Genomic DNA, 17,135 nt, shown 5'->3' on the forward strand with positions numbered 1-17,135 from the left:
GTTATGAATACCTTTAAAAGGGTAATAAGCCTTGTTATTATTTTGCTTATTCTAATCCCTGTAAATACCGATTATAAGGGTGCGGTTTTTGGTGCTGCAGCAGACATATCTCCACAGATGCCGCCTGAGAAACTAAGGGTTGAAGCGATAAACTCCGAGGAGCCTCCGATTGGCTATAATGAGTTTGACGGCTACTATGTTGATCTGAAATGGGATCAGGTAACATTTCCCGATGATTCAATTTCCGGGTTTATAAACGTTAACCTCCAGGAAGTTAACAGACCATATAAGCCTGCTACAACAGTAGAGCTCAGGGAGAGAGATCTTCCCGGGGGTACAGCTCAAATAAGGCTTAAAAACCTTAAGTCGGGAACTGTATATTATGTAACCTTGACTGCATACCATACCCATTCAAACGGTAACACAACTTATAACAGTGCCTTATCGGTTGAGTCAAATAAAGTAAAGTTTATGACGGACATCAACCTTATGGGATCGTCATACGGGATTAACCAGTTGAAAATTGAGTGGGATGATGTATGGAACATAGGAAGAAGAATTGACTATAAGCTTTATGTATCTGAAAATCCGGAGTTTAACAGCGTTCAGCCTATCTATATCGGAGAAAGCCAGATAGAGCCTCTAGGGCCTATAAAAGTAAATCAGGTTTCAGGCAGACTGGAGTACATACTTACGGTAAATGATCCGGGAAGGGTTTATTATATAAAGGTTGTGCCGGATATTGTGGAAGCCAACCTTAAGAAAACCAATGAGTCTGGAACAATATTGGTAAGCAGCTTTATAATAGCCAGAACCAGCAAGATATCGGAGAACGACGATGGAAGCATATGGAGGTTTGACTGGAGTGCTGTTGTAACAGGCTTAAGCAGCACAGAAATGACAATATCCTACCAAATCTTCAGGGGAAGCGTTGAAAATAATGATGTTCCCCAGTACATGGCATCTGTTGATGATACAAACTTTTTTATTACACTGCCGCCTGGAGAGAATATATATTATTATACAATAATTGCCAGTATAACTAAAAACGGAGAGGATGTATATCCTGGAATAAAAATAAAATCTGACAAAATACTTCTAAATGAACATGACATAATTACCACTCCTGGGGTGCCGGAAATAACCGACCTATTTGAAAGGGTTGTTGGCGATCCCATAATAAGCTATAGGGATGAGCTTAAACCAAACCGTGCTACTGTCCTCTGGAGGGTACCAAAAAAGGGGGATGGAAGCATTGATACCGATGTGTCCTATGATATATGGCTTATTAATAATCCCAATCAACTGGACAATCCGCCTGAAGGTACCAGGCTTGCTTTTGATTTCAAGCCTGCGTCATCAAATTATATAGTTGACGGGACAGATATAAAGGGATTCAAGTATACCGTTTCAAACCTGACACCTAATTCAACTTATTACTTTAAAATAATAGCTAAAAAAAGCCTTGTGGATTATGTGAACGGCAAGCTTCAAAGTATAGTAAAGAAGTCAGATCCGGCTTTAAAGGTAATAATCACTCCTTCAGAGGGCCCTATCGACCAACCGTTAATTCCCGGGAGGCCGCCATTTGGCATTAAGATGACAGCCGAAGGTATGTCTGCCATTACAGCTTCAACCGTTACAATAAGCCTTAAAAACAAATGGTATGAAAAATTCAATAATGAAATTGGAAAATGGGAATATGTAAGGACGGAAAAGTTAAGTATAAATGATATTCCGGATTATATACCTTCTCCCGATACATTAGATGGCAAAAACTACCGTGTTGTAGAATATGATTCAGGTGTTACAATAGATGTAGGGTGTGTTGAATATGTTGACGGTATGTCATATAATGATATCGCGAATATACCTGCCAACAAGATAACCGGCTTCCCTGTCAATGCCAATGATAATACAGAGGATGCCAGTTTAAACCCCGACGGAAAGCGGCACAATGTGGATATAACATTGACAAACCTTATTCCTAATAAAACTTATATCATATGGCTAAGGGCTGCGAGAAGAAGTGTGAGCCTCTTGTCAGGGCCTTCAGATCCTATAGTCATTACAACCGATCCTGATATTGTTCCGCCTATCGTTAAGCCAACAGTGCCCATTTTTAATTATGGCTTGGCTGGAGATACATTTGTTGATTTAGGTTGGAACTTCAACAGTAAATATAAATATACTTTGAAATATGGGACTGTAGAGAATATTAATTCAACTTCGGGAACAGTACAAATAAGCCCGGACAAACTTGCTAATGCAAGTTTTTACAGAATAGAAAACCTTTTACAGGATACGGTTTATTTTTTCTGGGTTCAGGCAGAAACAGTTACAGGCGGATCAAAATCGGAATGGAGTGATTCCTACATACTAAAAACTCTTCCGCTAAACCCCCCTGAAACTCCTGCTGGATTTGGTGTAAAAAATGGTGAGGATGCAATTACAAAAAACAGCATAACCTTTGAATGGATTATGAAAGAGGGTATGGAGTACAAGCTCGAGATAGCATCCGATATTAATTATAAAAGTCTGACAGAGTATAAAAGTAAAAATGTATCGGAATATAAGGTCGAAGGTCTTAAGTCCAATTTCAGGTATTATGCAAGGTTATACGCATTTGACCCAAAAAAACAGGTGTACTCTTCTCCTACGCAAAGCATAACAGTAAGGACAGAGAGAAGTGACGACGACTATGATTCTAATCAGGACATTGAAAATGTATTGACTGGCGAGTTTGTTATCACTGATCCTAAACTTATAAACAATATTTGGAATGTTAGTATTACCGGGTCAAATGCCGATAGATTTATTGAGCATATGCAAACAGATAAAGTGATAGACTATAAAATAGACTTAACCAACCCGCCAGCTAAAGCCGAAAATATAAAAATAATAATAGGAAGCAAAGTTATTGATGCCTTGTCAAATCTTAAGGAAAACGTAATCATAGCGGCAGACAGCAACACTGACGGCAATTTACAGTTTATAATCGGGGCCGGTATGATTGGAGAAAACACAAGAATGTCTATATCCAAAAAAATGGGAGAATTTAATTATGAATTGAACATTGGCTTTACAGGAGGCAACAAAGGGGAAGGAAACCCTAACCTTGAATTTAAAACAAGTGATCTGTCAATAGGGCTGGTTGCTAGTGGAACGAGTACCAACATTCCTTTTGAGAAGTTTGATGAGCCTATGAGAATAGTTTTTCCATATACAGATTACAGTTGGTACAGAGAAGGAAGGACCAGCGGGTATGGGTTGGACAAGAACAGCATGAAGTGGAATATACTTAAAACCAGTGCAGTATTTGATGAGAATGAAGGTAATGGGTTTGTAAGGGTCCATGCTGTAAAACCGGGTAAAATTGCTGTAGCTGAACCGGGTAGAAGCTTTTATGATGATATATCCGGAAGTTGGGCGGAAAGCTCAATAAATAATGTTGCATCGGTATGCAACTTAAAAAGCATAGAGGGCAGCTCCTTTGATCCGGGAAGAAATATTACGCTTGGAGAAGCTGTAAAACTTATGCTTGACGTAATGAATGTAAAATACGACAATGATTATATGACAACAGCATCAAAAGCCCAGCTCATCTCCGCAAATGAGATGTTAAGGCCGGAGGATAGCTGTTCTAGGGAAAAGGCGATTTCAATGATCTGCAGGCTGTATGAGATAAAAACCGGCAGACCCGGAAAGTCTTCAAGCATAGTAAAGACAGGACTTAAAGATATAAATCAGGTGTCGACAAGATATGTGGCTCAGGTAAATTTTGCCATACAGAATGGGATTGTTGCAGGAAGGGATAATGACTACTTGAATCCATTAGGGTCTGTAACCCGTGCCGAAGAAGCAGCAATGATAGAAAAGCTGCTCATTCTTACAGGTGAGCTATAATAATAATTCTTTTATTTTGGAGGCTTGTATGAAAGCATATTATAAATCTGCTGCCAGCCTTTTAATAACATTAATGCTTGTAACTCTACTTCCCATTGGTATGTCTTACTCACATGGGGTTGTATATGATACTTCCTCTCTCGAAGGCAATAAGTTAAGAATAACATTAAAGTTGAGTGATCCCAATGAAAAAAAAGGCTTATCCATCGTGTTTTATCATTTGAAAAATGGCAAAACCTTAAATATAGGCTATGAGATAAAGGATGGAGCTAAAAATACAGCTTCTATGGATTACAATCTTGCCGGGGCTCTTGTTCCAATCAGGATTGTGCTTACAAATATCTCACCTTCGGCCGATCTTCCTTTTAAGGATATCAGAAACACTGAAGCGGAAGAATTTATAAGGGATCTTCATGACAAGGGTATAGTAAACGGCAAGCAGCAAGATTACTATAAACCCAAGGATTTGGTTTCAAGAGCTGAATTTGCTGTATTGATCACCAAGGCACTTGGTATTGAAATAAATAATGCAATGGAAAATAAGTACAAGGATATTTCAAAACACTGGGCCAGAGATTATATAAATGCAGCAGCACAGAAAGGCTTTATATCGGGTTATAAGGATGGGACCATGAGGCCTGACAACTATGTTACCGTAGCAGAGGCGTGTACACTTGTGCATAAGGCATTCAAGCTTAATACAAATTACAGCGGCATTTATGATAAGCTTAAGCAGGACAAATGGTATAGCCAGTATGTTAAAAAAATTTTTGATCTTAAAATCTTGTCAACCAGCGACAGTATATATAGAAATTTTGATGAGGAAGCATTTTTAAATAGGGCGAACTGTGCCATTATATTAAGCAGGGCATTATCAACATCAAATCAATATTAAACCATACATTTAGAAGGGCAAAAAGCGAATACTAATGCTATAAACAAATGCAAAAGATAATTTTAAAATATATGTATATACCTCGTCCAAAGGGGCAATAATTTAATAGAATTACGCCCGGAATTAATGATGAAAAAGGACTGAGATATATGAAAAAAGCAGCTTATGTATTGATTTCCATAGCTATTCTGATTATTATTATTCTTACCATTAGGTACTTTGAAAACTCACAGGAAAATAAGGAAGTTGGCGATGTGCTTGTAGAGTCATTTAAGGTTTCAGGTGCCCGGTTTCTCAAAAGCGAGCTTTATCTTTGGGGAAGGGTAAAGAACAACAATATGGATAGTTTGTGGTCGATCGGTAAAAGCGTCTTGGAGAATATTGGAGTCAGCGAAAGAAATATACATATAAATAAAGAACAGAGCTGTGAAGAACAGCAGAAAATTCAGGTTTTTGACAATAAGGGCCAGAATAAAAATCCAATCATAAGCCTTCAACTTGATAAAAATGGCAACAAACCTGATGAGAGCTTTATTTCTGCTAATCTTATTAACGAGGCGTCAAATGAGAGTATTGAGGGTGTCAAACAAAAAGTACTGCCGGTGTTTGAGGAACTAAAAACTACGCCCCAAGTTACAGCCTGTATTATGGGAATATTCGATGGTAAAAAAGAGCCGAAGCTCTTGGATGATATATTCAGTAAAGTTTTAAAGGAGGTGAAAGCTCTTAGAGTGGAAGGAATTAATGACGGAAATACTTTAAGCGTTAGTGCATATTCTCCGTTGATTGAAGATTCTATTACTGTAGACGGTAAAAAAATAAACATAAATTTAGCGACCAGATATAATGCTAACGAGGATAGGACATATTTATGGCTTGCTACACCGATTATAACTACAGAATACTAAGTTATAAAGACAACCGTCAAGGTTGCAAAATCACTTCGTGATTTTGTTATTCACGAAAGATAAATACAGTTAATATACGAAAGGGAGATTAATGTGTCCAAATTAATAATATCATGTGGAACACCTTTGAAGGGTGAGGTAAGAATCAGTGGTGCCAAAAATTCGGTATTACCGATAATGGCTGCTTCTTTGCTGGCTGACGGAAAAAGTACAATAGAAGAAATTCCTTACTTGAATGATGTTAGAATTATGGGAGAGTTGATTAATTCTTTGGGTGCATCAGTGCAATTTTCCGACACAAAAACTACAGTGCTAATAAATCCATCAGATATTACAAATACAACTGCACCTTATGACTTGGTCAATAAAATGCGAGCATCATTTCTAATCATGGGACCACTGCTTGCAAAGTATGGTGCTGCCAGAATACCGTTGCCGGGAGGTTGTGCCATAGGGTCAAGACCTGTTGATCTCCACATAAAAGGTTTTTCGGCAATGGGGGCTGAAATTACTCAAGGACACGGTTTTATTGATGTTAGGATAAACGGAAGGCTTAAGGGCAGTAAAATCTATCTGGATTTTCCAAGTGTGGGGGCAACCGAGAACATAATGATGGCAGCAGCTTTGAGCGATGGCCAGACAATAATAGAGAATGCAGCTATTGAACCTGAAATAGTTGACTTGGCTACATACCTGGTGACTATGGGGGCAGACATAAAGGGTGCAGGTACAGATACAATAAGAATCAATGGCGTAGATAGGCTAAGAGGTGCAAACCATACGGTTATCCCAGACAGGATTGAAGCGGGAACATATATGGTTGCGGCTGCCATAACGGGAGGAGATGTAAGGGTTGACAATGTTGTACCCGACCACTTAAAACCGGTAACGGCAAAGCTTAGGGAAGCAGGAGTGGAAGTATCTGAAGAACTGACCAGCGTCCATATCAAAGCAGGACATGATATCAAAGCGGTGGATATAAAAACTCATCCGTATCCGGGATTTCCTACCGACATGCAGGCACAGATGACATCCCTGATGACTAAGGCTGAGGGCACAAGTATGGTAATTGAGACTATATTTGAAAACAGATTTATGCATGTTAATGAACTTAAGAGGATGGGTGCAAACATTAAAATAGAAGGCAGAAGTGCCATAATAGAAGGTAATCCAAACCTTTTAGGTGCACAGGTTAAAGCTACAGACCTAAGGGCAGGAGCGGCACTTGTTTTAGCAGGTCTAGCCGCGGAAGGGATTACCGAAATTACAGATATAGAGCATATAGAAAGAGGATATGTGGATATAGAGAAGAAGCTTAAATCAATAGGTGCAAACATAAAAAAAGTTGATTAAGGTTTGATGTAGTATAGCATTTATAAAAACCAATTTGTAAATTAATAAACTGCCGCCAGATTAGCGAATACTTTAATGTGCAACAAGTGTATTTGATAACTGGCGGCAAAGTTTATAGCCTATGATTTAAATTCCAAAAGAAGTTTTTATGTTGAGAATAGCAGACCGTAAAAGTTATCACTTTCAATTTTTCCAATACCATATCCGTAGCAAAATGCTTGGTGCATGCTTGTAAGTATAAGAGAAGTCAAATACTCCCGCTCTTCCTTATCAAGACCTTTGTCCATATTTTTTATAAAGCACTTGGTTTTATTCTGAGCAATACTATGAATAGCATGACTTGTTTGTATCAGGTCATTCTGAAGTTTCATCCTACCTTCTTTTATATACTGTTTTACTGTGTTCTCAAATTCACCGTAATTATTTGTATTTTTGTAATTGGACATGTTATTCAAACTCCTTTACGATTGTCATCTAAATATAATTATTGCCAGAATATATAAAAATATTTTGTTTTTAGGAAATTTCCCAAAACTTTATGTTTACAAGAACCCATCTATGTGCTGATTATCTTGTAAGCAGCTTGGAGCTTCCTTTTACAGTTAGCTTAACAGGAACTTTTACAGGCTTTCCTTCGTGGCAATAGGTTACATTTATTACATCACCTGGCTCTTTAGAGTAAAGGTAAGTCCTTAACTGAAGCATTGTATTTATTTTATGTCCATCCACCTCTTCAATTACACAGCATTCCTTTATACCTGATTTAAAGGCAGGACTCTTCTTGTCAACTGTGGAGATATATATACCGCTGTCAATCTTTACGTTTTTGTCAATGTAAGGAACTACCTCTTTATCATAGGCGAAAACCCCCATGTAAGGCTCTGAGAATTGCCCCTTTTTTACCAATTTGTCAATAATAGGAATAACTACATTAATGGGAACAGCAAATCCGATAGCCTCGGCACTGGTTACCTTAATGGTATTAATCCCGATAACCTCTCCTCGCGAGTTTAAAAGGGGACCGCCGCTGTTTCCTGGATTAATGCTGGCATCAGTCTGGATAAGATCCTCCATGTAATTTGTTCCCTCTTCAGTTTCAATTTTAATTGTCCTGTTTAAGGCACTTATAATACCTGACGTAACGGTTCTCTGCAGTTGAAGACCCAAAGGGTTGCCGATTGCCACAGCCGGCTGCCCGATTTGAACTGTATTTGCATCGCCAAGCGGTATTGTGGGGAGACCTTTAAGGCTTATCTTTACAACAGCCAAATCCAAAACAGGATCAGACCACACTGTCGTGCCGTCAACATTTCTGCCGTCAGAGAGATTTACAATTATTCTTTTGGATTTCCCACCCGCAACATGGTTATTGGTAATGATATATCCATTGGGGTGAGCTATAACACCTGAACCAACCCCCCATTTTTCAGAAGTATTTCCATCAAAGATTGAATTGCCTTCCAACTTTAAAACCGATAATCCTACAACGCCCGGTATGGACGACTTTGCAACAGCTTCTGCTATTGTCATACCGCTCTCTATTCCGGCACTTAAAAGCTGAGGCTGAGGAATACCTGAATTGTTATTGATTTGTGGTGCGGTAGACTTTGGCGGCTGTCTGTAAAGATTGGCGAGCAATGCGATAACAAGGGTGCTGAGGACTGCAGTGGAGATTAAAATATATAATATTGTTTTCTTGGAATTCTTATTCGAGAGCATATAATCATCCTTTGTTTTTTTATTATTTATTATTTAATAATAAGAATGAAAAAATGCATTGAATTGGTTAATTGCTTTTAACCTAAAATAATGGAAAAAATGTAAAGGATGAAAAGAATACATAAAAAAAGAAACTGCTCCTCAAATATAAGATTATTAATACTTATAATTTAAATAATTCTGGAGCAGTTCCTTATAGTTCAATTATACATTTGAAAAAATCAAATTTACCAATATTCTATTGTACTATCACTTTCTTAAGTTCCAACCCTTTAATGATTATCGTGAATGCTTCTGCCCTTGTTATATTTTTATTTGGCTTAAATGAACCGTCCTGATAACCGTTTACAATGCTCAGCTCAACAGCTTTTGCCACATAGCCGGATGCCCAGTCCGGGATAGCTTTTTTATCTTTAAAATCAAGGGACATTTGTTTTAAGTCTTTATACCCTAACGCTCTAAGGATTATGACAACCATTTCCATACGAGTGAGTTTATTATTTGGTCTAAATGTATTATCTTTGTATCCCATAATAATACCGTCTTCTGATATTGCATTAATATAACCCTTTGCCCAGTCTTGGAATTTTGAAGAATCGGCAAACCTCTTTGTTGAGGTGTTGGATGGCTCCAAATAAAGCATTTTAGCTATAAGCTTTGTTATCTCGGCACGTGTTATGTCCTTATCAGGTCTTATTGTGCCGTCCTGGTATCCGCTCACAAATCCCTTTGAGATAAGCTTTACAATATAATCCTTAGCCCAATGGTCTGAAACATCGGTTGGCATGTTGTTTGAATCCTCATTCCCTGATGAAGGCTGCTTGGTGGCAAGCTCTTGAGCAGTGGGAGTCGGTGTAATTGTAGGCTTAGGTGTAGTTGTTGGTGTTGGGATTCTGGTTGCTGTAGGTGGAGTAAGAATAACTGGCGGTGGTATATTATTATCTGGAGTTGGCATTTTACTTAATATCATCAAGTTCAATCCGCTGCAATAACTGTCATATATGTTTAATTTTGCTGCATTATAGGGGTTTTGGACTGTTTGGTAGCCGCTATAAAATCCCATTTCATAATACAGAGAATTTTTTTCAGGCAGTATATACCCCAAATAAAAGTCGGTATACCTTGGTACTGTCATAGTATATGATACCTAGGTGGAGCCTTGTGGAATTGTTATATCTTCAAAAACCCCAATATAATCATCAGTAAACGTTAATACAGATAAATCAAGTCCTCCGACAGGTGCTGCTGCGGGCAAGCTAACTACTCCGGATATTTCTGAGCCGTCAACCAGTCTCATATTTATGCGGCTTTGAAAGCCTGAATAAACCGGGATGATGGTTGCATCTTCAAAGTATGGAGTACTTATAAAGTCTTCTTTATAATATACGTCTTTAACAAAACCTTTTTGAGTTGTAAAACACCTTATCAAATAACCGGGATTGCTGCTTTCCGGTACTGTAATTGTGTATTCTGCATAACGTGTATGTTCTTCTATTTTAACAAGTTTATATAAACTTATGCCTTCGCTTTCTACAAATACCAAGGCTTTTATTCCACTGTCATTTACTGCTAAATCGGAAATCATAACAGTACCCTTTAGTATAACACCAGAAATCAATGTAAGGTTTATATTTGTTATGTTATCATTATAGGATGTTACTTGAACTGCATTATCTATAACTGCTGTTGTTGTATACTGGCCGCTGTAATAACCTTGCTCAACATAGTTTTGATCAATTGTATAGTAACTTACATAATAAGAGGTGTAGTCATACGGTAGTGAAATAAAATAATCAGCTGATGATTTACCTTCTGCAATATTTACACGATCGGTATAGTATGTATCTCGGTCCTTGGACTGGGCCTTAACAATGACACTTATCCCTCCTGATGGTGCAGTTTTATTGTAAGGGAGTCTGACAGTACCGGATAAGCGTTTACACGGCAGCAAAGTCATATTGATATTTGAAATATCCGATGAACTTATATCTACAGGCTCTGCATCTTTAAAATAAATTTTAGTGTCTTGACTGTTATAAAATCCGTTGGACAGGTATAGAGGCATATTATCTATCTCATAGGATATATAATACTTGTATTTGCTGTTATTCTCAAAGACATTTAATTCATAGTTTGCACTAACATTGCCTTCAGGTATCTTTATGTACTCTACATATTGGTAATAATCCTTAGTACCGGCTACGACTTTTACATCAAGTCCTCCTGCAGGTGCTGTTTTTCCGTTTGGAAGTGACACTGAACCGCGTATTTTTCTTTTGGTAAGCAAATCTATATTAATTCCCGTAGTATCCTTGGATATAGATATGTATTCTGCGTATTCATCATCAAATGTAGTACCATATGATGTGTAATATCCGTTTTTACCGTATTCAGTATCCCCTTCATATATGTAGTAGGCTATCTGATAGGTATTTTTGGATGAACCACCCAGGGTATAGAGGGTAAAATCGTGAGAGGAAGTACCTTTCTTGAAATCTATATCAGTTGAATATATTTTTCCTTTTTCATCCTCCAAGTATACTTCCATTTTTATATCATCTTGTGCTACAACATTGCCTGGAATATATACTTTTCCCTTTATAGAATAGCCGTATGGGGTAGGTGTTGGCATAGGAGTATAGGTACTTGTGGGAGTATGAGTGTTTGTAGGTGTTACAGTGTTTGTTACAGCAATGGTATTGGTCGGTGTGGAAGTAGGAATTGGAGTTGATATAGGGAGTAGAGTACCTGCAATAGTAGATGTTGGGGTATCGGTGGCTTCCAAACCGTTTGTAGGCGAAGGTGTACTTGTAATAATGTTTGTATCCGAGGGTATAACTGGGCCTCCTGGATAAGGCGGTATGGTTGCGGTGAATGTAGCAGTAGGAGTTGCGGCGGGTGTAAAAGTAGATGTTGGTGATGGAGTTGGTGTAGCAGGCAATGTGGCTGTATTTGTTGGTGTGTATGTTGGTGATGGTGCTATATATGGTTCAACTGCTTTTAAAGATTTATCAGCATCCACTATACCGGAAGTTCTAACTTTTCCTTGAAGTGCAGGAATGTTTTTTACATTACCCAGGATTGTTCCTTTAACCATTGATACACTATAATCACTATTTAAGCTCCATATTAATGCTGCCTCAGCTGCCACAAAAGGTGCAGCCATGGATGTACCGCTTGCATAGTCATATTTTCCATCAGGGACAGTACTAAAAATATCTGAGCCTGGTGCAGCAATATCAACTATAGAACCATAATTGGAAAAATCGGAGAGCTTTCCTTTATTATCTACTGCAGCAACAGTTATTTTATTAGGAATATTGTAACATGCAGGGTAGTAAGGTTCGTAATCAAGATTAGCTTCCTTGTTACTGCTTGCACATACAAATAAAATATTGGAATTTCTCATTTCCTGTTCGAGAGCATAGTTGTAGTTAGTGTCTCCGAAAGAACAGTTAATTGCTTTAACGCCCATCTTTTCAGCATATTGTATTGCTTCAATGGCATCGCTGGTATAGCCGGCGTAATCATTGAAGAATTTTAATGGTAGTATCTTTATGTTGGGGGAAATACCGCATACACCTTGACCATTATGCTTAGCAGCAATAATACCGGCAATGTGGGTCGCATGAAAATCCTCATTGATGTTATCAAACACTGTGTTGTCGGAGTTTATGAAGTCCCAGCCGTTTATATCGTCAACATAACCGTTATTATCATCATCTAAATTGTTACCTGGGATTTCTTCGGCGTTTATGTAAATACTGTTTTTTAAATCAGGATGATTTATGTCTATTCCCGTGTCAAGAATGCCAACTATAACATTTTCATTTCCTTTGCTTAAATTCCAGGCAGAGCACGCGTTTATATCAACTCCTGTGGTTCCTGATTGACCGTTGATTGCCTGGCCTCTATTATAAAGTCCCCACTGCTTATAGAATGAATCATCTTGAGGTACTTCAAATTTCTCCAGCTTATAATCCGGTTGGGCATATTCTACATAGGGGCTGTTTTTTAATTCTTCCAATAAAAACTCAGATTCAACCTTGTTTGAAACGCTAATTACGTCTATATTTTGAAGCTTTTTTTCTACATCTATATTAAAGTTTTTCAGCTTTTTCTTTACAGTGTCCTTAACAATGCTGCTTTTCTTCTCATCCTTATATTTGACTATAATTCTATCCTCTGAAATTGTATTTTCATGAGGTGCGGAAGTGGCCTGATAAGTGGGTGTAGTGTCTGTATTGATGGAAAAAGCCGGAGTGTAAAGATTGGATGTTATGAATATGGTGCATAGAAATAATGAAAATGCTTGTGTAAAGCGGTACCTTTTTTTAATTGTCATTAAGTTGACCTCCCTATAAATAAAATAATATTATTAAATGTGGTAGCCCTTGTTTAATGTACATTAAACAAGGGCTACCAATACATCCATAGTATAAAGCTTCTTTGTTAATATACTGCTATCTAGTTGTTACATAAATTTGCATGTTGTGTAAATTATTATATCCTTTAGATGAGTGAATGTCAACAAAGGGAAGGGTAATTAGGGTAATTATGAGGCTGTAAGTAACATTATAATTCCAATTCTAAGTCAATAGAAACTATTGAATTATTATTCCAACAAATTCCTTTATTACGAGCAAACTGTATCAGAAGATAAATCACTACCATCAAAATTTTTTTATTTTGATATTGTATTCTAATTTCTATTAGTTATAAAATATGAAGATACTGCTAGGGGTATTCAGCTGCTTGACCTATCTTCACACACGGGGAGCAAATACCATGTTTAGATATTAGCACAGACACCCCTAAGTGAAATACCAGTGTAAATATAATAAATTAAGATACAAAACTTTGAACGTTTTCATGTAGTTATTTATCTAATTGTAAAAGAGATAAAGGAGGTTTGTATATTTGAATCCTAATGATTTTGAGCAAAAAATAACTCTTGCCAAGAGGGGAGATAAGGGTGCTTTATTAGATTTGGTTTTGGCGAAAAAAGACCAATTATATAGGATTGCATATTCTTATTTGAAGAATGAAAATGATTCTCTTGATGTTATGCAAGATACCTTAATAACTGCATTTAAACAAATTGGTACTTTGAAAGAAACAAAATACTTTTACACATGGTACACAAGGATACTAATAAACATGTGCAAAAGAGTATTAAACGATAAGAAAAAAATAATAATGATTGAAGAACTCCAAAAAAATAATACCTGCCCTTCGAATGATAAAGAAAGCTGGATTGATGTAAAAAATAGCATAGAAAAGTTAAAGCCTGAGTTTAGGGAAGTCGTTTATATGAGATATTTTGAGGACCTTTCTATAAAAGATATTTCAAAAGTTATTAATTGTCCAGAAGGAACAGTTAAATCAAGGCTTTATTATGCAATTCAAGAACTAAAAAATGATATTTTAGGCAATAAGGAGGAAAATAATTATGGATTGTGCTAAATTTAAACAGTATATAATAGATTATTTAGAAGGAACATTAGACAGTAATATTAAAAATGAATTTGAAGAGCATATGAATCAGTGCATAATTTGTAAAACTGAGTTAACTTCACATAAAAAAGTGATTGATAATGTATTGGAAGTTGCAGCAGTTGAAAGAAAAGGGATTTTAGCACCACAAAAGCTTGATTCTTTATTATCGGACTGTCTTAAAAATCAAAAAGCACCCAAACGAGTTAAGTTCCCTAAAAAAACAATTCTTATTGCCTCAGTTATATTCTCAATTATATTATTAGCATATACGCCACTTTCTGCAACAATTAAAGATAGTGTAATTGAATTATACCAATTTGCTTTAGGGAATAAAGCCATTACAAATTCTTTAGAAACAGGTCTAGGTCAAAAAATTGACAAAACGTCTATATATAAGAATATTAATTTTACTGTTCATAGTGTTATTAACTCTGAGAATAAATTATTAACTCTTTTTAGTGTTAAATATAATAGCAAATCAGACCTTGATAATATAAATATTTATGGCTTAAAGTTGAAAAATCAATTCGGAGGTAAAATTGAATATGAATATACAAAATCCAACAAATTCGATAAAAATAATAATAGAATATTAGGTAATATAGAAGTCAATAAAAGAGGCTTCTTTGATAACACTTTCTATTTGTCATTTGATGAGGTTAATATTACTAAAAGCTATTTTGATGAAGTAAGTCCTTTATTACTTGAGAACTATAAATATACAAATTTAAAATTTCCTCAAAATAACCAGTTTATTAAAAACGTTGAAATTAAGAATGTCATTAAAGACGATAAAAATGTTACATTAGAATATACTGTTGAGTATGCTGATACAAAGATTCTAGATTTTGGTTCTGTCTTATTCTTGAAGAAGAATACAGGGGAATTTTTAACAAAAAAATATACACAATCAACACTATTACAAGATAAAATAGTAAAAATTACTGATGTATTCACTATAGAAAATCTCAATATTGGTAATATACTACTTTATATTAGGCTCAATAATTTAGTAGAAAATATTAAAGGAAACTGGCAAATATCTTTTTCTCCAGACAAAAGTCTTACAAAATTTGTACCATTAGTTAAAGAACTAAAAAAGACTTTTGAAATTGAAGGATATAGATATAATTTAAAAGAACTATATTTAAGTCCCACACAAGCTAATCTAAAAATTAAAGACTTAAATAATGAGCTATTTGAAAATTTAATAAACGATATGACCTTAATAAGCGATAAAGGTACTGCTAATTTACGCAAGGTATCAAATGAGTATACATTATCTGACATAAATTCGACAAATCAAACTAACATTCAGGATAATACTAATGTTTATGAATTTGATCCATTACTTGGAGCAGGTAATGTTAAATTAGTTATTAACAGTATAAAATTAAATGAAAATACAAATATTCAAATAAAACTTAAAGATTTTAAAGGAAAAAAGAATAATATTATTGATATAGAGGGTACAAAATACGAGGTTCAAATAAAAACTTCAACCAATGATACAATTGCTATTTATTTTAAACCACTAAATGAATCATCAATACAACTAGGTTCTATATATCTTGTAGGCTCCAATAGCGACATAAATATTTTCCCTGATTATACAGATTCCAGTTATTCGTTCAAACATAACCCAAAAGGCTATAATATATATCATTTCAATATTAACAGTGATGATTTAGACAAAACTATATTAGTAAAATCAATTATAAAATATAAAAAGATTAATAAAGAGATCCTACTGGATTAATTTGCATATACATTAAAAAGATGGGTATTTTGTTGTCTGTGCCCATCTTTTTGATGTATTAAAATACTTTTCCCAAATTTATATATTCATGTCTATTCCAAAATAGACTTTCATATACAATTCTAATAAAACAAACTTACTTATTAAATTCAATTATTTATATTTAAGTTATTTAAGTGAATTAAGCAATTTTAAAATCGTTTCATCAGTTACTGCTGGAGAGTAAATCGCTGTTGCAAGGGTTGATATTTTTACCGTATTTTCAATGTTATAAGAAATAAATGGTTTAATTGATATAAAACACAAACTATTATTAATATTATGAATATTATTAATATTTGGAATGAAAGAAAATTGGAAAGTCTTTTTTTATTGATAAATCCTTATTTCCTTTATTCTTCATATCAAAATCTGAACTTGTTTCAGTTTCTATTGTGTATGAATTATCTTTCAAATCAAATTGTAATCCTAAAACATCTATCTGGGAATCTCTTTTATTTATGATTTCTGTTCTATACCAATCAAAATTATAACTTAAAATAGTTTTTTTCCCTAAATCAAAATCTGAAGGAAGTTTATTATTTTTTATGTCTAAAACCCAGTTTCCAATCTCAAAAGTATTAACATAATTTTTGCTGTCAGTAATTTTCAAACTTGTTATTGTATATTTACCAGGTTTTATGTCAGGAAGACTAAGGCCTAAAGTGTATAAAGAATACTCGTTTTCTTTTGGACCTGGATTTACACCTGTAAACATAGCTGGCAAATCTCCCTTATCAGAAACAATCATAAACTTTCTAAAATTAGTTAAATCTATTTCTGCAGATTTTGTATCTACAGAAATTAATGATAGTTGTAAATAAGGCTCCTCACTCTTAAGCCCCCTAATCACCTTGGACAGTTTCGGAATAAACAAGTAAAATAGAAATTGTCAGGAGGGGTTACATAATTGGGAAAAAAAGTTTATGAAAAAGAATTTATAGATCAAATAGTCAGAGAAGCTATTGAAACTGGAAATGCAAGTATAGTAGCTAGAAAACACGGAATTAGCCCTAAAAATGTAAGTTACTGGTTAAGAACTAGAAATAGCCATATT

At 35.2% G+C, this 17,135-nt stretch carries 12 protein-coding genes; 7 read left to right on the forward strand and 5 right to left on the reverse strand.

Going from position 1 to position 17,135, the window contains the following annotated elements; all coding sequences use genetic code 11:
- Positions 1-3: 3 nt before the first annotated feature.
- The 4 genes from VIO64_RS10415 (at position 4) to murA (ending at position 7,062) form a co-directional block, all read left to right on the forward strand.
- Positions 4-3,906 carry an S-layer homology domain-containing protein gene (locus VIO64_RS10415; protein WP_331917852.1) on the forward strand — a complete coding sequence of 1,301 codons (3,903 nt, stop codon included), beginning with the start codon at positions 4-6 and terminating at the stop codon, positions 3,904-3,906.
- Positions 3,907-3,934: 28 nt separating this feature from the next.
- Positions 3,935-4,801, forward strand: coding sequence for an S-layer homology domain-containing protein (locus VIO64_RS10420; RefSeq protein ID WP_331917854.1), 867 nt, complete (start codon positions 3,935-3,937; stop codon positions 4,799-4,801).
- 149 nt (positions 4,802-4,950) lie between these two features.
- Positions 4,951-5,709 carry a YwmB family TATA-box binding protein gene (locus tag VIO64_RS10425; RefSeq protein ID WP_331917856.1) on the forward strand — a complete coding sequence of 253 codons (759 nt, stop codon included), beginning with the start codon at positions 4,951-4,953 and terminating at the stop codon, positions 5,707-5,709.
- 93 nt (positions 5,710-5,802) lie between these two features.
- Positions 5,803-7,062, forward strand: coding sequence for a UDP-N-acetylglucosamine 1-carboxyvinyltransferase (murA, locus tag VIO64_RS10430; protein WP_331917858.1), 1,260 nt, complete (start codon positions 5,803-5,805; stop codon positions 7,060-7,062).
- A gap of 146 nt (positions 7,063-7,208) precedes the next feature.
- Here murA and VIO64_RS10435 read toward each other — a convergent pair whose 3' ends face one another.
- The 4 genes from VIO64_RS10435 to VIO64_RS10450 all read right to left on the reverse strand — a co-directional run bounded on the left by VIO64_RS10435 (position 7,209) and on the right by VIO64_RS10450 (position 13,126).
- Positions 7,209-7,508, reverse strand: coding sequence for a hypothetical protein (locus tag VIO64_RS10435; RefSeq protein ID WP_331917860.1), 300 nt, complete (start codon positions 7,506-7,508; stop codon positions 7,209-7,211).
- A 121-nt stretch (positions 7,509-7,629) separates the two neighbouring features.
- A complete protein-coding gene (locus tag VIO64_RS10440) occupies positions 7,630-8,781 on the reverse strand; it encodes a S1C family serine protease (RefSeq protein ID WP_331917862.1) in 1,152 nt (383 codons plus the stop codon).
- Positions 8,782-9,019: 238 nt separating this feature from the next.
- Positions 9,020-9,916: an S-layer homology domain-containing protein gene (locus VIO64_RS10445; protein ID WP_331917864.1), complete on the reverse strand. Its 897-nt coding sequence runs from the start codon at positions 9,914-9,916 to the stop codon at positions 9,020-9,022.
- 12 nt (positions 9,917-9,928) lie between these two features.
- A complete protein-coding gene (locus VIO64_RS10450) occupies positions 9,929-13,126 on the reverse strand; it encodes a S8 family peptidase (RefSeq protein ID WP_331917866.1) in 3,198 nt (1,065 codons plus the stop codon).
- Positions 13,127-13,701: 575 nt separating this feature from the next.
- On the opposite strand from VIO64_RS10450, the gene VIO64_RS10455 reads away from it, so the two are divergent.
- Both VIO64_RS10455 and VIO64_RS10460 read left to right on the forward strand, forming a co-directional pair.
- Entirely contained in the window at positions 13,702-14,247 is a 546-nt protein-coding gene (locus tag VIO64_RS10455) for a sigma-70 family RNA polymerase sigma factor (RefSeq protein WP_331917868.1), read from the forward strand.
- Positions 14,234-16,039: a DUF4179 domain-containing protein gene (locus VIO64_RS10460; RefSeq protein WP_331917870.1), complete on the forward strand. Its 1,806-nt coding sequence runs from the start codon at positions 14,234-14,236 to the stop codon at positions 16,037-16,039. Before VIO64_RS10455 ends, VIO64_RS10460 begins: the two co-directional genes overlap by 14 nt.
- A 331-nt stretch (positions 16,040-16,370) precedes the next feature.
- Here the strand turns inward: VIO64_RS10460 and VIO64_RS10465 are convergent, their stop codons facing one another.
- A complete protein-coding gene (locus VIO64_RS10465; RefSeq protein WP_331917872.1) occupies positions 16,371-16,931 on the reverse strand; it encodes a hypothetical protein in 561 nt (186 codons plus the stop codon).
- 57 nt (positions 16,932-16,988) lie between these two features.
- Here VIO64_RS10465 and VIO64_RS23075 point away from each other — a divergent pair.
- The coding region (locus tag VIO64_RS23075; RefSeq protein ID WP_414705261.1) for a transposase at positions 16,989-17,135 on the forward strand (147 nt) is incomplete at its 3' end.

It is taken from the genome of Pseudobacteroides sp., from assembly GCF_036567765.1.
GTDB lineage: Bacteria > Bacillota > Clostridia > Acetivibrionales > DSM-2933 > Pseudobacteroides.